This window comes from Afipia sp. GAS231 (genome assembly GCF_900103365.1).
Taxonomy (GTDB): domain Bacteria; phylum Pseudomonadota; class Alphaproteobacteria; order Rhizobiales; family Xanthobacteraceae; genus Bradyrhizobium.
In genome coordinates, this window is sequence record NZ_LT629703.1 from 1,157,135 (window position 1) to 1,176,049 (window position 18,915).

The following is an 18,915-nucleotide window of genomic DNA, read 5'->3' on the forward strand; positions in this document are numbered from 1 at the left end:
CCGAACCTTCCGGTCGATCGTTATCGAAAAGCCAATTATTCTAAAAGCCAATTATTCTCATTGGGTCGGCGTCTTGGCACGGTTCCCGATCTGGAACGAGAGCCCCCTTCCCGCTGGAATCGGAAACGCCTTAGTCGGCGCTACTGAGCCGGCGCATCGTAAATTCGATGTCGCCGCCAGGGAGTTCGCGCCAGCTTTCGACCGAGCTCATATAGGCCGCCTTGGGATAGCGGTTGAGGAAGTCGCGCGCCCGCATCCGCGCCTTGTCGCGCGGCAAAGTGAAGGTCTCGCGCAGGTAGCCGTCGTCCGGTCGGCGGTTCGGTTTGCGCCGGCCGGCCATCCGGCTCGCGAGATCGCGGGGACGAAAGCCCAACTCTCAACTCCAGATGTCGTAACTCCGGAACACAGGACGACCGGCTGAATATAGGATGGCGGCGCAAGAATCCTATTGGCTCATCCTATTGGTTCATCCTAGCGCCCGCCCCGGCCGTTGCTACTGGCTGCGCTGCGCGCTGCTTCCGGTCTTGGTTTTCGGCTTGGCCGGCGCCGCAGCCTTCGGCGCGTCGTTACTCCGCACCGTGCCCCAAGGATCGGAAGACGTCTTGGCGTCGGGAATCTTCTTCAGGGAATCCTTGTAGGCCTTGTCCCTGGTCGCTTCCGCTTCCTTCTCCTCCGGGGTCTTGGACTGGAATTCGGGCATCAGGTTGATATTGGGTGTCTGCGCGTAGGCCGGCACTGTCAACAGCACCATCACCGCAACCGCGCTCAGCATTCTCATGACGCTCTCCATTGGGACGTTCGCCCTCGCGTTTTCGATGGAATATATCACCGCCCCAACCGTGCCGCCAAGCACGAGGGCTACTCGGGCACCTGCGCCTAAAGGCGGTCGGACTTGCAGGATTTTGGCGATTGCGTCCAGTCGTCCCAGATCGGACCGCATTTGGTGCAGCCTGAAAGCGCAAGGCCTGCGGCGATTACGCTGACGATCAAGATCAGGCGGCGCAACATAACGGCCCACTCCCCCAAGGGGCAGATCATGGGCCGCAAGTCCGGCATTTTCAAGCCGCAGCGGCTGTTCCCTTCGGCCGAATGGCCCCTACAATGCGCCAACGATTATACCGGCGGGAAACAAGGGTTCATGCAGCAGCAAGCCACGGAATTCGGTATCGGTGAAGCAAGGCGCATACTCGGCGAGGTGTTTGCGCCATGGGTGCTGGATCTCAATCTGTCGATCGAGGGTTTTGATTTCACCCCGCCGCCCGGCGAGGCAACCGACTGGCAGCCGGGCGCGATCCTGCGCCTGCCGTTCTCGGAACGGCTGTGCCGCAACGGCGGCGTCGTCAGCGGCCAAGCGCTGATGGCATTTGCCGACACCGCCATGGTGATCGCCAACCTCGCCGCCAACCGCGGCTATCGTCCGATGACCACGGTCGACCAGACCACGCATTTCATGCGCGCGGCCACCGGCGACGTGCTGGCCGACGCACGCGTGGTTCGCCTCGGGCGTACCATGAGCTTCGGCCGCGTCACGCTCGTGGCCGCCACCGACAACAAGCCGGTGGCGATGGTCTCGAGCGCGTTCGCGATGTTGAACGCTTAAACGCGTTACTCCCGATTACTTGCCGAGAATTTCTTCCGCCGCATTGACGATGCTGATGGTCGGATTCTTTCCGCAGTATTCGCCGAACTTCTTGGCGTTCGCGACGAACACGTCGGTATCGATGATCGCCTCGTCGGAATCGCCCTTGTACCAGCCGTCCATCCAGGTCAGCACCATCATGATCGTGTCCTTGTCGCTCTCGACGAACTGCTTGCAGTTCATGGTCGAGAGATCGAGCACGGTGGCATTCGCCGTTGCGGACGAGAGCATGAGCGCTCCGGCAAGCGCGATCGAAACGGTCGTCTTCATGATGATCTCCATTGGCGCGTGAAATGTAAAAACAGGCACGTGATGCCGGAAACCCGCGCCAGCAGTTCCCCCGGCGTTGTCGTAAACGGAATCAGAACGGCTGCGCAAGTGTGCGAATTTGGTGGCTGGCAACTTCGCCGCGCCATGAACGGCCATCCACATTGTTTCCGATTTGCGACAAGGACGCAGCGCAACGGCATCTCGTCAAACACAGCGTCAGGCCATTGCGCGGCGCCTCCGCCGTCGCCACAGAGCGATGACCAGCAGCACCACCAAGCCAAGCGCAATCGCCTTGGCCAAAAACCGCCCGCCGGGCCGGTCGATGGTACGCGACCACAGCGACGGCGCTCCGCCCGGCCGCGCCAGACGAAACGCCACCACGCTATCGCCGATCGTCGTGCCCGACTCGGAATGTCCGCCGGCGCCGATCGCGACATATTGCTCGCCCTGCCACAGATAGGTCATGGGATTGGCGACGCCCGGCACCGGCAACCGGCCCTGCCAGAGCTCTTCGCCCGACCTGGCATCGAAGGCGCGCAGGTACGCGTCCATCGCGCCGGTAAAGGCAAGACCGCCCGCGGTAATGGCGACGCCGTTGACCAGCGGCGTGCCCCAGTGGAAGGCGATGCCGAGCGGCGCACGGTCTTCCGTGGTGCCGACCAGCGACCGCCACAGAATTTTCCCGGCCTTCAGATCGACCGCGACCATCTCGCCCCATGGCGGCTTGTTGCACAACAGGCCGAGCGGCGACATCGCGACCGCGCGCGTCATCGCGAACGGCGCGCCTGTTTGTTGTCCGAAATCATGGCCCGGCGGCGGGTTGAAGCCTTGGGCCGCCGCGCGCGGCAGCAGCTTGACGATGTGGATCGCCTGCGAGGTATTTGCGTAGAGAATTTGATGGACAGGGTCGAATGCTACGCCTCCCCAGTTCACGCCGCCACCGGTCATCGGAAACATCAACGTGCCTTGCGTCGAGGGCGGCGTGAAGAGACCATCGTTGCGCAACGGGGCAAGTTGGTCACGGCAAGCGGCGCGATCGGTCAAGGGAATGAGGCCGAACAGATCGTCGGTTGAAAGGCGCTGCGGCACCAGCGCAGGCACATGGGTCGGGAACGGCTGCGTGGCTGAGAGCTGTTCGCCTTCCGCGCCGCCTTGCGGCACGGCGCGCTCTTCCACCGGCCATACCGGCTTGCCGGTGTCGCGGTCGAGCACGAACACAAAGCCCTGCTTGGTCGGCTGGATCACGACATCGCGCATCCCCTCACCGGTATCGATGCGCGCCAGCGTCGGCTGCGCCGGCAGATCGTAATCCCAGACATCGTGATGCACGGTTTGAAACGACCAGGCCAATTCCCCGGTCGCCGCTCGAAGCGCCACGACGGAATCGGCGTGATCGTTGTCGCCTGGCCGCTTGCCGCCCCAGAAGTCCGGGCTCGGCGACGACGTCGGCAGAAAGACCAGGCCGCGATCCTCGTCCACCGACATCGGGGCCCAGACATTGGCGTGGCCGGCGATGACGCCGCTATGCACCAGCGGATCGAAATTCCAGCGCTCAGCTCCGGTCCGCGCATCGAAGGCGCGCACCGTGCCGGCCGGCGCCTCGACGCGGCGGTTGTCCGCGATTGACGACCCAACGATGACGACGCCGCTGATAATCACGGGCGCCGAGGTGATCTGGAATTCGCCGGGCCATTCCAGCGGCGGAACGCCAAGCCTGATCTCGCCATTCTTGCCGAAGTCGTCGCAGGGAATGCCGGTCTTCGCATCGAGCGCAATCACGCGGACATCGTTGGTGCCCATGAAGATCCGGGCGCGGCAGGCGGCATTCGCGGCCGCCTTGTCGTCGACCCAATAAGCGACGCCGCGGCAATTGTAGCGATTGGCCGGGCGCTGGCTGGTCGAGATCTTCGGATCGTAGCGCCACTTTGGTGCGCCGCTGCCGGGATCGAGCGCGATGACTTCGTTGAACGGCGAGCAGAAGATCAGGCTGTCTTCGACAAATAATGGCGTGGCCTGAAACTTGGTCCGCTTCATCACCTCGGGCGCACGGCTGTCGAGGTCGCCGGTACGAAACTCCCAGGCGCGAACCAGATTGCCGACATTATCAGGCGTGATCTGGGTGAGCGGAGAGAAGCGCGATCCGCCGCGATCGCCGCCCCAATGCTCCCAGGCGAACGCGAGCGACGAAAGGCAGACCCAGCCAAGACAGACGAGAAAGCCAAACAGCCGAACCGGATTTCGCATGGTGCCTCCGCACGCGAAGCGCATGCGAAACCGATTACGCGATTACCGCCTCAGTATCCACCCCGGCCGCGGCCCTGGCCGACATATCCGCCCTCTCGGCCTCCGCCACCGTAACCACCGCCGCCAATGCCGATACCGATGCCGATGCCAACCGGCGGTCCTGACGGCTCGTACACCTCGCGCGGCGGCGGACGGCGATAGACCACGACGTCGTCGCCGGGCTCCTGCAGACGCCGCGGCGGCTTGCGATCGACCCGCCTGGGCGGGACAGGATCGGTGTTCTTGGCCGGTGCGTCGACCTTCTTCAACTGCGGCTGCGGCGCCGGCTGAATGTTGCAGGGACAGGTCAGCGCGACGTTTTGCGGCGCCGCGCCTGCGCCGGCAACGACGGGGGCGATGTCAGGGCGGTTGCGCAGCCGCTCTTCCAGCTTGCGCGCCGTCGCGGCGAGATCGCTATCGGGGAATTTGGCGAGGAAGCCGCGATAGCCGGCCGCGGTGTTGATGATGACGGCGTTATTCCAGGCCACCATGCGAATATGACGATTGAGCCAGTCGCGCGCCAGCACGCCGAGCGGCGTCTGCGCGTACAGGCCGGCGAAGGCCTCATAGGCCTCGTCGGTACCGTCGGCCACGATAATTTCGTTGGCCTGCTCGACCGGCTTGCCCTTGAGGTCGCGCGTCCACTCGGCAACGCTCTTCTTGATGGCAGCCGGCTTCGCACCGGCGACCGCCGGGCCCAAAAACCGGAAATCTTCCGTCAGCGACGAGCTGTCCCACGGGGTCTGCCGGCCGTCGGTTGCCTTGTTCACCGCCAGCCGCACCCGCTTGAAGGTTTCCTCGATCGGAATCCCCTGTTCCTTGCCGGCGCTGAGCAGCGCGCTGGTATAGGGGCTGTTGGCGCCAGAGCCGTCCTCGGCGACGGCGCCCGGCGATGTCGAGAATGACAGAAACGTTCCGGGCGCGCCGATCTTGGCGTCGACGATGGCCAAGCCGCCGCCCGAGGTCTTGCTGATGTCAGGGAATGGATTGTTGCGGCAGGCATCGAGCATCAGAATGCGCATCTTGCTCGGCACCGAGGTCAGCGTATTCAGGATATCGTTGAGGCGCACCGCCTGGATCGGAATGTCGGCTTCCCGCTTCGGATCGACGTCGACGGGGACCAGATAATTCTCGCCGTCGATCTGCAGGCCGTGGCCAGCATAAAACACCAGGGCTACGGTATCGGCGCCCTTGGCCGCGACCTTTCCGGCAAACTCGCTGACCTGTTGCCGCAGCTCGTTCTGCGAAAGATCTGATGCCGTCGAAACCTCAAAGCCGGAATCGGTCAGCATTTGCGTGACCGCCTTGGCGTCATTGGCCGGATTGGGCAGCGCCGGAACCGAACGATAGGCGGACTGGCCGATCACCAGCGCGACGCGGTTTTCGGCGAAGGCGGAGCCCGCCCCCAGCAGCATCGACGCCGATATCATCAGTTTCAGAAGCGTGTGACGGAACATGAGACCACCTCCCGGCAATGCAGGCATGACGTAGGTCATGCGCTGAAAGCGAAAGGTTCAAGCAAGCCTCCCGAAGTGAGGCGGCGGTTGCGCTCAATTCAGCGGCGAGAGTGTCGCAGGTGCAACGTGCTGCGATTGCGGGACGTTATTTCGGCTTCTTGGCGGGTTCTGCCGGGCGCGCGACGCCCCAGGGATCGTATTTTTCCTTGGGCTCGGGAATTCTTTCCAGCGCGGCCTTGTAGGCCTTCTCGTCCACCTTCGGTTTTTCTTCCGTCTTCTGTTTTTGGTCGTCGTGAGGCCGTTTTGCCTGCGCGTTTGCGGCCGTCGTCGTGAGCAACGCCAGCATGACTGCCGCAATCGTGAAAGTCTTCATCGCGCTGCTCTCCGGCGTCCTGTTCGCTCGAAAATCTACCTTGCCGCGGGACGATGGCAATCCCGGGCTCGCATTTGTATCGTATTTGTAATGAAGCATAGCCTGTTCCGCCGGCCCCTGTCCGGGGTAAAAAGCCCCCGATGCGGCGGCACATCGTTCATATCGCGCTGATGGCGGGCGGGGCATTATGGCTGGCGGGGTGCGGCATGGCCGACGTTCGCTCGCCGGTGCCGGAATTCATGCGCGCCAAGGCCCCCGAACCTGCCCCGCTGGAAGCGCCACCCGACGTCAAGCGGATGCTGGGCGAAAGACTGGACCAGGTCTTTACGGCGGCGTCGCAGCCGGCGCATGTGCGCGTCTCAGAGCCGCGACACAATCTGCGCGGCCCGGGCTGGACGGCATGCGTCAGGGCCGAGCTGGTATCGGTGACCGGCAAGCCGCTGGGTACGCAGACCTACCGGATCACCATCGCCGATGGCGTGATTTCAGATCGCCGGCAGGTCGAGGCCGAGGACACCTGCATGACGGAGAATTACGAACTGATCTAGCATCGCGCTACCGGGCAAAACCCGTTCCCGCTCGAGGATGATCAGCGACGACCGGTTGCCACCGGCCTCATGCTGAACGAGCCGTTAACACGACCGCTCAAATTCGAGCTTCGCACCAACGGCATTTTCCATTTTTCTGGCTTACCGTTTGCCCGTGAACGCGATGCAACCAAGCGGCGCTGCGGTGCCGCAGGCCGATAAATCGCGAACGGGGATTTGGGGAAGTGGCCGAGATTGCTGAATCAGCAGTGGTCCGTCGTGCATCGACTAGGGATGCCACCCGAACGCGTGCGTCGGCGGCAGACACCGGCGGCGCGCTGACGCCCCTTGCCGACATTCCCCTGCCGTCATGGCGTGCGCTGTCCGAACGCGCCGCCGAACCCAACGGCTACTATTTGCCCGACTGGGAACTGGCAGTGAACGCTTCCGCCGGCGGCCGCGGTGGCGTCGCCGCGCTCAGTGCATGGGGCGATGCGTCCCAATTGATCGGGCTGATGCCGGTGATCTCACTGTGGCGCGCCTGCAAGATTCCGCTGCCCGCGCTGGTCAGTGCCGATCCCTATGGCACGCTGTCGACGCCGCCGCTCGACCGCGAACTGGCGGAAGACGCGGCCGCGGGCCTGCTGCAGCAAGCGCGCCGAGACGGCGCCCATGCACTGATCCTGCGCGATATTTCGCTCGACGGCGCCGCCATGAAATCCTTCGCAAGTGTTCTGCAGCGCGACGGCATGCAGCCGATCGTGCTGCAGTCGCATGTCCGCGCCTGTCTCGACGCCAGCCGTGATGCCGATGAACTGCTTCAGGAAGCGCTCGGAGCCAAGAAATTGAAGGACTTGCGCCGCCAGCGCAACCGTCTCGCCGAGCACGGCGCCATCAGGTTCGACGTCGCATGCGAGCCAAACGATGTCGCAGCGGCGCTCGAGACCTTCCTGAAACTGGAAGCCAGCGGCTGGAAGGGCCAGCGCGGCACTGCGCTCGGACAGCACGCCGGCGATGCGGCGTTTATCCGTCGCGCCACCGAAGGCCTGGCGGAGACCGGCCAATGCGAGATCGTGACGCTGCGCGCCGGCGACACGCCGGTGGCATCGGCGATCGTGCTGCGCCATCAGGACCGCGCCTTCTACTTCAAGCTCGGCGTCGACGAGCGTTTCGCGAAATTTTCACCGGGCGTGCAACTGACGCTGGATCTGACCCGGCATCTCTGCGCCGACCCTTCCATTCGCCTGGTCGATTCCACCGCAAACCCCGGCCATACGATGATCGACCCGATCTGGCGCGGGCGTCTGGCGATCGGCGACGTGCTGATCCCGCTACGGCGGCGCGATCCGGTCGTAGCACTCATTCATGCCGCACTTGGCTTGCGCAAGGCGCTCCGCGCGCCGGCGCGCCACCTCGTTCGCCTGATCCGGAAACATCGGGAGAAATCCTCATGAACACCGGTACCTCCGTCGCGCCCGTGATCACGGCCGACCGTGACGCGCTCCGGCGCGACTTTCCGCACAAGCCGTTCGCGATCCGTCACCGGCTGGCCGGGCATCCGCTCTTGATGCTGCCGCGCATCGCGCAGCTCGCCGCTGAACTGCCGCGTGACCTGATCGAATACAATTCCGGCAAGGTCGCGATCAGCCAGGACCCGGATGCCATTCCCTCGGTCGATCTCGATCCGGTCGAGATCGTCAAAGGGATCGAGACTGCCGGCGCCTGGATGGTGCTCAAGCGCGTGGAGAATTCGCCGGAATACCGCGCGCTGCTGGAAGACACGCTGCTGTCGGTTGCCCGCGCGCGCGGCTTCAACAGCCTGCTCGACGCCGGTTTCGAACAGGTCGAAGGTTTCCTGTTCGTATCGTCGCCGAATTCGACCACGCCGTTCCATCTCGACAGCGAGGACAATTTCTTCGTCCATGTCCACGGCGAAAAGTTCTTCACGATCATGGACAATAGCGATCGCTCCATCGTCTCCGACGGCGAAATCGAACGCTCGATGACCAAGCATCGCAACCTGACCTACGACGAAAGCTTTGCGTCGAAGGGCCAGGAATTTCATCTGTTCGCCGGCGACGGCTGCTACGTGCCGTATCAGTGGCCGCATTGGGTGCGCACATCAGACAGTTTCTCGATCTCGATGGCGATCACCTGGAAGACGCGCGAGGTGCGCCGTCTCAACGACCTGCACTTCTTCAATTCGATGCTGCGCGGCATCGGCCTGCCGCAACAGCCGCCCGGCCGGCAGCCGGTGCGCGACGCGCTCAAGCTCGCCTTCTACCGCACGGCGACGATGGCGATCCGCCCCTTGCGCGCTTCGATGGCGATGCGCCGCGTGCTGCGGCGGATCGCGCTGGGTAAACGGGCGAACTACTATCTGAAGGGCACTTGAGCTCCCGACAGCCTCACTTCAACGGCGAATGCGGCGCCGGCAGCATGATGGTCGAGTGCATCTCCTCGAGGAATCCCGGACCCTTGCTGAGAAATTCCTGCCAGGCCGGGTCCTTCATCGCGTCGCCGCGGGCCTTGGCGCGGGCGTTCAGGTCGGGATAGGCCCAGATGTGGCAAACTTCATTGGGCTGCCCCGCCTCGGTCTGCCAAAGGCCGACGATCTTGGAATACTTTTCGCGTTCCGGCAGCACCGCGGTGAAGGCCTCCAGCCATTGCCTGACCGGACCGACGGCCCTGGCGCGATAGTTGCGCAATTCGTAGATGTTGCCTGAGGTCGCAGGCGCCACCGGGGGCCTGATGGCGTTGAGCAGGCGGATGTCCTGACGCACCATGATCGGGCGGATCAGCGGAATGTACTCGTTGTTCCAGCGCGGGTTCTTGGCCAGTTCGCCGCGCAGCCGGGTGCGCTCGTCGTAGCTCGGGTAGCTCCACATGTGCATGACCTGGTTGAGCGGCCCGATCTCGGTGAACCAGTAGCCTTCGAGCTTGCCGTAATTATCACCGCGGACATCGCGCGACACGGTAGAGGCCGCCTTGACGATATCGCCAAGCGTACCCGGCTTGACGGTGTAGGTTCGCAATTCATAGAGCATGATGCCTCCCGAAATCTTCTGTTGTTGGTTGTTGTGGTTGGTTTTGTAACCCGGCCGCACTCAACCCTGCTCCGTCAAACGGAGCAAGCCATGGCAGAACCGCTTTTCTCTATTCCGCCGCCTGCGCGTTGATCTCGCTGGAGACCTGGCGGATGGCGCGGGCGAGCTGGTCGGCGGGTTGGGCGCCGGACACCGCGTATTTCTGCGCGAACACGAAGGTCGGCACGCCGGAGATGCCCTTATCGGCGGCTTCCTGCGCCTGTCCGGAGATCAGGGCTACGTCCTCGTCGGTTGCAAGACGCTTGCGTACGACATCGGCATCGAGGCCGACATCGGCCGCGGCCTGCACCAGCACGTTGACGTCGGTCAGATCGCCGCCGTCGCGAAAGTACAGCTCCATCAGGCGCTGCTTCATCTCGGCTGATTTGCCCTGCGCTTCCGCCCAATGGATCAGGCGATGGCAATCGATGGTGTTGGGCTGGCGCTTCACCAGTTCGGGCCGGTAGGTCAACCCCTCCTCGCCCGCGGCCGTGACGACGCGGCCGGCAATGCCCTTATAGGCCTCGACCGAGCCGAACTTGGCGGTGAGATATTCGTCGCGGCTGATGCCCTCGCGCGGCACCCAGTTATTGAGAAAGAACGGCCGCCAGCGCACCTCCACGGGGACGTCGGGCACCAGCGCCAGCGCGTTCTCGATCCGGCGCTTGCCGATGTAGCACCATGGGCAGACCACGTCGGAGACGATGTCGATCTTCAGCGGCTTCAGGGTGCTCATCAGCGTCTCCCGGCTTTTTCATTGGAGCATCAAAACGATGCCCGCAAAATAAGCCGAAACTACCGCCAGACAAGGCGCTATTTGAGCAAGGCGCTATTTAAGATTCGCTGCCATCTCCCGCATCCGCCGCGCGGTCAAGTCGTCGGCGGGAAAGAAGGTCTCCAGCGCCAGTTCCGACAGCGTGATGTCGACCGGCGTGCCGAAGATCATGGTGGTGGAAATGAAGCTCAGCACGTCGCCGCCGTGCCGCAGCTTGAACGGGATCGCGACATTGTCAGACGACAAGGGCCCCGATCGCGCCGGGATCGGATAGGCCTTCAGCTCCTGATACAACTTGAGCAGTTCAGGGTCGGCGGTCGCTTCGCATTGGCGGTGCAGCCGCTCCAGCAAATGGCTGGTCCACTCGGCCAGATTGGCGGTGCGCGGCGCGAGCGCCTCCGGATGAAAGGCAAGCCTGAGAATATTCAGGGGCTGTCCGAGCAGATGTGGCGCAACGCCGTCGAGCAACGGCGCCACCATGCGGTTGGCGGTGACCAGATTCCAGTGCCGGTCATAGGCCAGCGCTGGGTTCGGCTCATGTGCCTTCAGCACCAGATCGATCGCGGCCCGCGCCGATTTCAGCGCCGGGTCATCGAGGGCGCGTTGCGGAAAGGCCGGGGCAAAGCCGGCGGCAACCAGCAGGACATTGCGTTCGCGCAAGGGAACCTCCAGCCGTTCGGCCAGCTTCAGCACCATTTCACGTGACGGCGCGGCGCGGCCGGTTTCGACAAAACTCAGGTGACGCGCGGATATCTCGGCGTCGCCGGCCAGATCGAGCTGGCTCAGATGACGACGCTGCCGCCATTCGCGCAGATGGTCGCCGATATGGACGGGGTGGGATCGTTCGGCTCGCGCCGTGGAAGCATGTGCGTTCATGGTGAAAACCTACCACGCGGATTTCTTCGCTTCCATTACGTCGGAGGTAATCGAATTGGGTCGCTGGGCGGGACATCTTGGGCATCACAGGAGATGACCATGTTGATGCTTTCCCTCATCCGTCCCCTCGCCGCCGTGGTCCCGTGGACGCTCAAGCTCGGCACCTGGGCGCTGGCACGATCGCTTTGCATGCCCGAACCCGTGGTCCACGAGACCAGCGTTTTCGTATTCGCCCACGTGCAGACCTTCGAGAACAAGGTCGGCAAGTCGCTCTGCCCGCGCCGGCTGCTGCGCCGGCTCCGCGCGTGGCTGCATTCCTGACGCCGGCAGCGGCGCACTTCCCCACCAACCACCCAAGCAACCGAAGGAGAATACCGTCATGATCACCCCCTCCACGTTCCTGAGCCGCGCCCTGCTGGCCGACGCCATCTTCAGCGGCGTATCGGCCGCTGGCCTCACGCTCGGCGCCGGCCTGCTCGCGCCGTTCCTCAATCTGCCGGAAGCGTTGCTGCGCGAGACCGGGCTGTTCCTGATCGCCTATGCCGCGCTGGTGGGTTGGCTGGGCACGCGATCGTCGGTGCCGAAGGCGCTGGTGTTGATCGTTGTCGCGGGCAACGCAGCGTGGACGCTTGCCAGCATCGCACTGCTGTTCTCGGGTGCGGTCTCGCCAAACCTGCTCGGTGAAATCGTTGTCGTCGCGCAGGCGATCGCCACCGGCGTGTTCGCCGAGCTGCAATATGTCGGCTTGCGCAGGAGCGGCGGTGTGGTGACAGCTTAACCGTCATTGCGAGCCAACGGGTCGCGCGAATGCGCGCCCGATGACAGGCTCCGCGAAGCAATCCATCACCAGCAAGAAAGCATGGATTGCTTCGTCGCTGCGCTCCTCGCAATGACGAGGGAGCTCAGCTCAACACCAGCGCCGCGATCATTCCGGCAAAGGTCAGCACCAGCCCGATGATCAGCATCGGCACCAGGCTGCTGCCGGCATAGGGATTGGCCGCCTCTTTGGCGGTCACGCGATCTGCCCGAAAGCTCATCGGCTGGCTCCTGTTTCAATGCGCCGAAACCGTTCCCCGACACCGAGCAGGACGCCCTGCCCGTTGGCGATGCCGAGTTCGAGGCTGGCCGCGATTCGCCGCGCCCGCTCGACGAAATGGGCTGCGGCCGCGGGCGGACAGATTTCGCGCGCCGTCGCCTCGAACAGATCGAGCCAGCGGTCGAAATGCGCGGCATCGACCGGCAGCGGCATATGCTTGACCATCGGCGTGCCGTGATAACGGCCAGACATCAGCGCGACCGATGACCAGAACGCGCACATCTGCGCAAGATGAGGCTCCCAGTCGGCAATACGGGCATCGAACACCGGCGCCAGCACCGCGTCCGCGCGCACCTTGTCGTAGAAGGCGTGCACCAGGCGCTCGATCATGGCCTCGGTAATCCCTGTCCGTTCGCTGATCTCGGCTGTGATCTGTTCGCGCCGCTCGGCTCCCGTCACGATCATTTCCCTCGCACATCGCTTAAATAGGTATTTGAAATACCTATTTAAGGCGCTATAGAAGATTTGCAAGCAAAACTTGCGAGAGGATCCCATGCGCCTGACATCGTTCACGGATTTTGCGTTGCGCGCCCTGATGCGGCTGGCGGGCGAACCGACGCGCTCGTTTGCGACCAACGAAATCGCGGCCGAGTTCGGCATTTCCCGCAACCATCTGGCCAAGGTGGTGCGCGACCTCGCCGATGGCGGCTTCATCGCGACCCAGCGCGGCGCCGGCGGCGGGTTCTCGCTCGCACGCTCCGCCCAGTCGATCACGCTTGGCCAGGTCGTGCGGGCGCTGGAAGGGCCGCACGCGCTGGTCGAATGTTTTCGCGACGATGGTGGTTCGTGCGCGCTGACGCCGCGCTGCCGCCTGAAGGCGAAACTCGCCGCCGCGCGCGAAGCTTTTATGCGCGAACTCGACTCGACGACACTTGAGGAATGCGCCTATCCCGCACGGGCTGGACGCAGCGCGGCGCCCGCATCATGAAACCGATCGAATTCGAAAATGGCGAGGTCGAGATCGATGCATCCATCGTCGCCGATGGGCTCGGCGTGACGCTAGCCCTGCTCCAGCAAGGGATGCGCACGGGCAGCATCACCAGCCTTGCCGAGCGCGGCGTCGATGCCGATCAGGGCCGCCATCGCCTCACCTTCTTCTCCGAACACCGGCGGTTCCGCGTCGTGATCGACGCGTCGGGCGCCGTTATCCAGCGCTCGGCGCTCGACTTTGGTGCCGGATCGCTGCCGAAATCGGTGCGCAAGCCCGGCGGATGAAAACCGCGACGCACGCAGCATCGCCAGCTCAGGTGCCGCACATCTGCGCCCAACGGGAACGTTTCGTCCCGAATCTCTCGTCCAGATGCTTGAAATGGTTTCCAAAAACGAAATTTGCTCCCGATCCATGGTTCGAATTGGGACGGCATATTTGGTTAAACGTAAACCGGTTCAAAGGTTGCATTTCAACGCTCCATAAACCCGATTCCGATTTTGTTAAGGGCTGCGGGGTCTAATGGCCGCAATTTGGAATTGCGTCGCCGAAACAAGAAGAAAACTACGTGACAAGCTCTCCCGCCAACCAAATGCTGGCTGCCGCCAACGACGTCTCGTCCTTGCAAAACCGCACGGATTCGAGGCTGGACGTTGCGTCATTAGCCCGCAACAGCCGGCTCATCTGGCGCGTGATCGCGGCGATGTCGGTTGCGAACATCGTTGCATATCGCGCTGCCGGCCTTTCATTCGAGTGGTTGAGCAACATCAATATCCTGTTGTGCGTTTTGATCTTCCTTGCCGTGTCCTGCTGCTACAGCCGGCTGCGGCCCGATCCCTGGATCAGCTTCGGCACGGAAGCCTGCGCTCAACTCACGCTTGTTTTGTCGCTGGGAAGCGCCCTTTCCTATCCACTGGCGGCCGCCGGATTTCCGTATTGCGACGCCCTGCTGAATGCCGCCGATAGATGGATGCAGCTTGATTGGCGAAGCTATCTTCACTTCATCAATGAAAGCCCGACTCTGGCGGTTTTGACCTGGCTCGCCTACCGCTCGATGCTGCTCCAGTTCACGGTATTGGCCCTGGTCCTCGTCTCCGCGTCACGAATTGTGCGACTGCAGCAATACGTTCTGGCCAGCGGACTGGCGTTATGCCTCACGCTCACCGTTTTCACTTTCATGCCGGCAGGCGGCATCTACAGCTTTCTGCAGATTCAGCCGGACGAATTCGCGAACCTCTCGCCGATCATGACCCACAATCAGACGCTGCTTTTGGATGCGCTGCGGACGGGCCGGCAGACCGAGGTCGGCCAGATGCAGGGGCTCATCACCTTCCCGAGCTTCCATGCCGTATGGGCCATTCTGTTCGCGTGGGGGTTCTATCCGATCAAGCAAGTGCGCGTTGGCGCCATCATGCTGAACCTGTTCGTCATCGCATCGACGCCGATCCAGGGCGCGCACTATTTCATCGATATCGTCGGCGGCGCCGCGGTAGCCGGGATTGCGATTTATGTCGCAACGCGATTGACGCGTGCGGCGACGGCTGACGCGATGGAATACGCTTCATCGCCGCGCCTGGATCCGGATTTGCGGCGGCTGTGATCTAGGCCTGAAGCGCCGGTGCTGGAATAGCCGCGGCAGCCTGCGGCTTCGGGGCGGATGGCCTCTTGCTGGCCACCCGGACGCGGCTATTGCCGTTGGCCTTGGCGACCTTCGAATGGCCGTTCAGCTCCCGCTTTTGCTTCAGCTTTTCTCTGGCCTTCTTCGCCTTCGCGGCCTGCTTCTCGGCCTCCTTCAGCGCCTTGCGCTCGGCCTTCGCCTTCAGCCGCAATTTCTCGGCCCGCGCCTCGGCGCGCTTCTTCTTGCGCTTCTTCTCGCAGGCTGCACATTTGCAGCCGATCGGCTTCAGATAGGCTTTGAAATAGTCGGTGCCGTAATCGTAGTTGATCTCTTCGCCCGGCTCGATGTTCTTGATGGCGCGGATGACCACCTTGCGCTTGCGCGGCTTGACGTCGGATTCCGCGTTCGGCTTGCAGGCATGGTTGATGTAGCGGGCGATGTTCTTGCGCACCGAGCCATCGATGGTCCAGCGGTTGTTGAGCTCGAACAGGTACTTGTTCTCGATCGCGTCGTCTTTTTTCTTCTTCGAATCCAACAGCGGGCCAAAATAGCGGATGATTTTGCTGCCCTTCTTGATCGGCTTGGTGGCGAAGAGGCCGAGACCAGTGGCGGAGCGGCCGACGCGATAGGGCTTGTTCTTGGGAATGGCAGGCATGGGATTGAAGACTACACGCTTCTGAGACAAGGAATGGCGAAGTCGCTCTTCTAGGACGATTCCGTGACGCTGTCAGGACTTTCGCTCGCTTCCCGTGAACCTTCCCCAGGTTGCACACGTCTGAAATCATGGGGTTCCCAAGCGAAGAGTGGCCGGATGAGACGCGTCCCTTGTTGGCAGTTCACCGGAATGGCGGTCGCCGCGCTCCTCAGTACCGCATTGGACCCTATTTCACCCGCCAGCGCCCAAACATTCGGCAGCCGTTACACGTCGACGGCACCGAAGGATTGCCGCGTCACCGGCGCCGGCACCGAGGTTGACGACAGCACCATCCGGACCTGCCCCGGCAAGGCCGGTCTGGTGGTTGTGATCACTGAGGACGACCTGCGCGAAACCGTCTCGGTCGGCCGTAACCGCGCGGCGGCGGCCAGGGAGCCCGCCGCCCAAGTCTGGTTCGGGCCGTTCAATTCGACCGAGCATACGGTCGAGTGGCGGACGGCGAACGGCAAGCCGTTCGCGATCATCCAGCGCTGGCACATTGCCGACAATGCCGATGAGGACAAGAACGGACGGCCGATCGCCAAACCGATGCTGGCCGTCATCCGCCTGCCGCCCGGGGTCTGTCACGTCGCCTACATCGATGCCCAGGCCAATCCCAAGGCGAACGAACTCGCCCGCAAGGCCGCGGACGAACTGGCCCGCGATTTCAAATGCGGCAAGGACGAAGTGAAAGTGATCGGCGCAAACGGCAGGGCCGTGGGGCTCGCAAGGCGCTAGCCCCGGTTTAACCCGTCAGTCGCCCGCTTCCGGCAGGCCGAAATGCGTTCGCGCGTACAACAGCCCAAGCTCGGGCTGCCTGGCAAGCTCCGTCAGTATGCGCGGCATCTGGCTTGCGACCGGTGCCCATTTTCCAGATCTTCCACGGCCTGTTGACGCGCATGCCGATCAGGAACACGACAAAGTCGCCATCGATGCGGGCTGTCATACGCTGCGGAATTACCTGGCTCATGGCAGTGCCGATCTCCGGTTTGCATTGTCGGTCGTCTACGCCACCGGCAGCCGGCCGACCGCCGCACGCATCATCGCGTCCAGCAACTGCTCGGGCGTGGTGCCCGCGGGCAGCCGGTGCAGGATGTCCTTCAGCCGTCCATCGAGCAGCAACATGGTGAAGCCGTGGACCAGCGACCAGTTGCGCGCAATTGCGGCCGCCTGTTCGAGCGACAAAGCGTCCAGCGCCTCGCCGGAGAGAGGTGCCTGAAGGCCGCCCTCCTGGCGGCCGGCGGCGACCGAGTTCGCCAGCCCCTGAAACGAAGCGGTCGCGGCTTCGTGCAACGAGGGCCGCGTCATGTCGAGCCGCTCGGTGCGGAACATCAGGCTGTACATGCCGGGATACGCCTGCGCATAGGCGACATAGGCCTTGGCGTTGGCCATCGCCTTCATCAGCGGATGGGTTTCGCTGGCGCGGGCGGCGATCATGGCGGTGTTGAACCTTCGGAAGCCGATGGCGGCGAGTTCGCTCAGGAGACCCGTGAGGTCGCCGAAATGGTGGGTCGGTGCTGCATGCGAGACGCCGGCCTCACGCGCCACCGCCCGCAGCGTCAACCCGGCGATACCGTCGCGCTCCAGCACCCGTTCGGCCGCCTGCAGCAAGGCTTCATGCAGATCGCCATGATGATAGGGCGTGTCGCCCGCCGCGCGGCGCCGCCGGACGGCCGGCCGCTCAGCCGCGACCTTGGCCGGCCTGCGCAGCCGCGCAGCCGGACGACTCGTTCGGTTTTCTCTGGATAATCTTGCCATGCGAATCCTTATATGACGCTATTTTTACACTGTAAAGATTTTGCTTGACGTCGGGCCCTGGCATCGTTACTGACATCTTTACGATGTAAAGATATAACCGGAGGAACGTGAGATGCTCGACCAGGTTTCGACCAATGCGGCCCGCACCAACCTCGCGCCGATCCCGATGGAGTGTGACGCGCCGTTTCTCAAGGTGAGCGGCGAATTGCCGCGCGAACTCAACGGCACGCTCTATCGCAACGGTCCCAACCCGCAATTCGACGCACCCGGCGCGCACTGGTTCGTCGGCGACGGCATGCTGCACGCCTTCCGTCTCGAGAACGGCCGCGCCAGCTATCGCAACCGCTGGGTTCGCACCCCGAAATGGCAGGCCGAACACGACGCCGGCCGCGCCCTGTTCGGCGGCTTCGGCCGCAAGCTGCCGGATGCGCCGCCCTCGACCATCGACGATGGCGGCGTCGCCAACACCAACATCATCTTTCACGGCGGCCGGCTGCTGGCGCTGGAGGAGGGTCATCTGCCGACCGAGATCGAGCCGGGCACGCTCAACCGTCTCGGCTATTGCGACTACAAGGGCGCCATCAAGGGTCCCTTCACCGCGCATCCCAAGATCGATCCGGTCACCGGCGAGATGGCGTTCTTCGGCTACAACGCCGCGGGACCTTTGACCCCTGCCCTCTCGTTCGGCACCGTCAACGCTTCAGGCGTGGTGACGCGGTTCGATCGCTTCGAAGCGCCCTATGCCAGCATGGTGCACGACTTCATCGTCACCGAAAATCATCTGCTGTTTCCGATCCTGCCCATCACCGGCAGCATGGACCGCGCGATGCGCGGCCGGCCACCTTACGCCTGGGAGCCGGAGAAAGGCGCCTATGTCGGCGTCATGAAGCGCAACGGCTCGGCCAACGACCTGGTCTGGTTCCGCGCCGAGAGCTGCTACGTGTTCCACGTCATGAATGCCTGGGAGGAAGGCAACCTCATCATCGCCGACGTGATGCAGTTCGAGGAAGCGCCGCTGTTCACCCATCCCGACGGCTCGAAGACGGATCCGGATAAATCGCGCGCACGGTACTGCCGCTGGACCTTCGACCTTGCAGGGAATACCGACCGCTTCACCCAGACCTATCTGGACGACGACCTCACCGGCGAATTCCCGCGCATCGACGATCGCCGCGCCGGCCTCAAGAATAGCCACGGCTGGTACGCCTGCGCCAATCCGGATTTGCCGATGTTCGGCGCGCTCTCTGGCCTCGTGCATGTCGACGGCAACGGCAAGCGGCTCGGCAACTATCTCCTGCCCGCCGGCGACACCATTTCGGAGCCGGTGTTCGTCGAACGCGGTCCTGGCGCCACCGAGGGCGACGGCTGGCTGCTGTCGGCGGTCTGGCGAGCGCAGGAAAACCGCAGCGACCTCGCGGTGTTCAACGCCAAGGACGTCGAATCCGGCCCGGTCGCGCTGGTGCATCTCGGCCATCGCGTGCCCGATGGGTTTCATGGCAACTGGGTGGGTGCAGAGTAAGTAACATCCGCCGTCA

Annotated in this window: 25 protein-coding genes; 11 read left to right on the forward strand and 14 right to left on the reverse strand. The window is 63.4% G+C overall.

All coding sequences use genetic code 11. The features are described from left to right. Window positions 1–130 precede the first annotated feature (130 nt). Complete coding sequence (locus BLS26_RS05520) at window positions 131–373, reverse strand: hypothetical protein (RefSeq protein WP_092509136.1); 243 nt, start codon at window positions 371–373, stop codon at window positions 131–133. Between the two features lie 120 nt (window positions 374–493). Beyond that, on the reverse strand, window positions 494–778 hold the full coding sequence (locus BLS26_RS05525; RefSeq protein WP_172804549.1) for a hypothetical protein: 285 nt from the start codon (window positions 776–778) through the stop codon (window positions 494–496). A 360-nt stretch (window positions 779–1,138) separates the two neighbouring features. Here BLS26_RS05525 and BLS26_RS05535 point away from each other — a divergent pair, with 360 nt between their 5' ends. Beyond that, entirely contained in the window at window positions 1,139–1,600 is a 462-nt protein-coding gene (locus tag BLS26_RS05535) for a PaaI family thioesterase (protein WP_092517657.1), read from the forward strand. Between the two features lie 15 nt (window positions 1,601–1,615). Here the strand turns inward: BLS26_RS05535 and BLS26_RS05540 are convergent, their stop codons facing one another. From BLS26_RS05540 to BLS26_RS05555, 4 genes are all read right to left on the reverse strand, one after another. Next, window positions 1,616–1,909: an HdeA/HdeB family chaperone gene (locus BLS26_RS05540; RefSeq protein WP_172804550.1), complete on the reverse strand. Its 294-nt coding sequence runs from the start codon at window positions 1,907–1,909 to the stop codon at window positions 1,616–1,618. Window positions 1,910–2,125: 216 nt separating this feature from the next. After that, entirely contained in the window at window positions 2,126–4,153 is a 2,028-nt protein-coding gene (locus BLS26_RS05545) for a pyrroloquinoline quinone-dependent dehydrogenase (RefSeq protein ID WP_092517659.1), read from the reverse strand. Window positions 4,154–4,203: 50 nt separating this feature from the next. Further along, window positions 4,204–5,649, reverse strand: coding sequence for a caspase family protein (locus BLS26_RS05550; RefSeq protein ID WP_092509142.1), 1,446 nt, complete (start codon window positions 5,647–5,649; stop codon window positions 4,204–4,206). Between the two features lie 145 nt (window positions 5,650–5,794). Beyond that, the gene (locus tag BLS26_RS05555) at window positions 5,795–6,022 is read right to left on the reverse strand and encodes a hypothetical protein (protein WP_092509144.1); all 228 of its coding nucleotides are present in this window, start codon (window positions 6,020–6,022) and stop codon (window positions 5,795–5,797) included. Between the two features lie 140 nt (window positions 6,023–6,162). Between BLS26_RS05555 and BLS26_RS05560 the strand changes: the two genes are divergently transcribed. From BLS26_RS05560 to BLS26_RS05570, 3 genes are all read left to right on the forward strand, one after another. Next, window positions 6,163–6,570, forward strand: a complete 408-nt coding sequence (locus BLS26_RS05560; protein ID WP_092509146.1) for a hypothetical protein — start codon at window positions 6,163–6,165, stop codon at window positions 6,568–6,570. A 224-nt stretch (window positions 6,571–6,794) separates the two neighbouring features. Next, a complete protein-coding gene (locus BLS26_RS05565) occupies window positions 6,795–8,003 on the forward strand; it encodes a GNAT family N-acetyltransferase (RefSeq protein ID WP_092509148.1) in 1,209 nt (402 codons plus the stop codon). After that, window positions 8,000–8,944: a cupin-like domain-containing protein gene (locus BLS26_RS05570; RefSeq protein WP_092509150.1), complete on the forward strand. Its 945-nt coding sequence runs from the start codon at window positions 8,000–8,002 to the stop codon at window positions 8,942–8,944. Before BLS26_RS05565 ends, BLS26_RS05570 begins: the two co-directional genes overlap by 4 nt. Before the next feature lie 13 nt (window positions 8,945–8,957). Here BLS26_RS05570 and BLS26_RS05575 read toward each other — a convergent pair whose 3' ends face one another. From BLS26_RS05575 to BLS26_RS05585, 3 genes are all read right to left on the reverse strand, one after another. Continuing rightward, window positions 8,958–9,596, reverse strand: coding sequence for an NIPSNAP family protein (locus tag BLS26_RS05575; protein WP_092517661.1), 639 nt, complete (start codon window positions 9,594–9,596; stop codon window positions 8,958–8,960). Window positions 9,597–9,705: 109 nt separating this feature from the next. Then, a complete protein-coding gene (locus tag BLS26_RS05580; protein ID WP_092509152.1) occupies window positions 9,706–10,371 on the reverse strand; it encodes a DsbA family protein in 666 nt (221 codons plus the stop codon). A gap of 93 nt (window positions 10,372–10,464) precedes the next feature. Beyond that, the gene (locus tag BLS26_RS05585) at window positions 10,465–11,286 is read right to left on the reverse strand and encodes a helix-turn-helix domain-containing protein (RefSeq protein WP_092509154.1); all 822 of its coding nucleotides are present in this window, start codon (window positions 11,284–11,286) and stop codon (window positions 10,465–10,467) included. Window positions 11,287–11,385: 99 nt separating this feature from the next. On the opposite strand from BLS26_RS05585, the gene BLS26_RS05590 reads away from it, so the two are divergent. Further along, on the forward strand, window positions 11,386–11,607 hold the full coding sequence (locus BLS26_RS05590; protein ID WP_371360780.1) for a hypothetical protein: 222 nt from the start codon (window positions 11,386–11,388) through the stop codon (window positions 11,605–11,607). 58 nt (window positions 11,608–11,665) lie between these two features. After that, window positions 11,666–12,064 carry a hypothetical protein gene (locus tag BLS26_RS05595; RefSeq protein WP_092509158.1) on the forward strand — a complete coding sequence of 133 codons (399 nt, stop codon included), beginning with the start codon at window positions 11,666–11,668 and terminating at the stop codon, window positions 12,062–12,064. A gap of 124 nt (window positions 12,065–12,188) precedes the next feature. On the opposite strand, the gene BLS26_RS37035 is transcribed toward BLS26_RS05595, so the two are convergent. Together BLS26_RS37035 and BLS26_RS05600 are read right to left on the reverse strand one after the other, a co-directional pair. Then, the gene (locus BLS26_RS37035; protein WP_256385912.1) at window positions 12,189–12,323 is read right to left on the reverse strand and encodes a hypothetical protein; all 135 of its coding nucleotides are present in this window, start codon (window positions 12,321–12,323) and stop codon (window positions 12,189–12,191) included. After that, on the reverse strand, window positions 12,320–12,787 hold the full coding sequence (locus BLS26_RS05600) for a group III truncated hemoglobin (RefSeq protein WP_157676697.1): 468 nt from the start codon (window positions 12,785–12,787) through the stop codon (window positions 12,320–12,322). The genes BLS26_RS37035 and BLS26_RS05600 overlap by 4 nt, the downstream gene beginning before the upstream one ends. Before the next feature lie 88 nt (window positions 12,788–12,875). On the opposite strand from BLS26_RS05600, the gene BLS26_RS05605 reads away from it, so the two are divergent. From BLS26_RS05605 to BLS26_RS05615, 3 genes are all read left to right on the forward strand, one after another. Further along, the gene (locus BLS26_RS05605) at window positions 12,876–13,310 is read left to right on the forward strand and encodes an Rrf2 family transcriptional regulator (RefSeq protein WP_092509160.1); all 435 of its coding nucleotides are present in this window, start codon (window positions 12,876–12,878) and stop codon (window positions 13,308–13,310) included. Continuing rightward, window positions 13,307–13,597 (forward strand): DUF6522 family protein, encoded by a 291-nt coding sequence (locus tag BLS26_RS05610; RefSeq protein WP_092509162.1) that lies wholly within the window; start codon window positions 13,307–13,309, stop codon window positions 13,595–13,597. The genes BLS26_RS05605 and BLS26_RS05610 overlap by 4 nt, the downstream gene beginning before the upstream one ends. Window positions 13,598–13,902: 305 nt before the next feature. After that, a complete protein-coding gene (locus tag BLS26_RS05615) occupies window positions 13,903–14,910 on the forward strand; it encodes a phosphatase PAP2 family protein (protein WP_092509164.1) in 1,008 nt (335 codons plus the stop codon). A gap of 1 nt (window position 14,911) precedes the next feature. Here BLS26_RS05615 and BLS26_RS05620 read toward each other — a convergent pair whose 3' ends face one another. Further along, entirely contained in the window at window positions 14,912–15,583 is a 672-nt protein-coding gene (locus BLS26_RS05620; RefSeq protein WP_092509166.1) for an SET domain-containing protein, read from the reverse strand. A gap of 189 nt (window positions 15,584–15,772) precedes the next feature. On the opposite strand from BLS26_RS05620, the gene BLS26_RS05625 reads away from it, so the two are divergent. Then, window positions 15,773–16,360, forward strand: a complete 588-nt coding sequence (locus tag BLS26_RS05625) for a hypothetical protein (RefSeq protein ID WP_092509168.1) — start codon at window positions 15,773–15,775, stop codon at window positions 16,358–16,360. Between the two features lie 7 nt (window positions 16,361–16,367). On the opposite strand, the gene BLS26_RS36480 is transcribed toward BLS26_RS05625, so the two are convergent. Continuing rightward, window positions 16,368–16,592, reverse strand: a complete 225-nt coding sequence (locus BLS26_RS36480; protein WP_197681314.1) for a hypothetical protein — start codon at window positions 16,590–16,592, stop codon at window positions 16,368–16,370. Between the two features lie 35 nt (window positions 16,593–16,627). Beyond that, window positions 16,628–17,380: a TetR/AcrR family transcriptional regulator gene (locus tag BLS26_RS05635; protein ID WP_092509170.1), complete on the reverse strand. Its 753-nt coding sequence runs from the start codon at window positions 17,378–17,380 to the stop codon at window positions 16,628–16,630. A 112-nt stretch (window positions 17,381–17,492) separates the two neighbouring features. On the opposite strand from BLS26_RS05635, the gene BLS26_RS05640 reads away from it, so the two are divergent. Then, window positions 17,493–18,899 (forward strand): carotenoid oxygenase family protein, encoded by a 1,407-nt coding sequence (locus tag BLS26_RS05640; protein ID WP_092509172.1) that lies wholly within the window; start codon window positions 17,493–17,495, stop codon window positions 18,897–18,899. Window positions 18,900–18,915 lie beyond the last annotated feature (16 nt).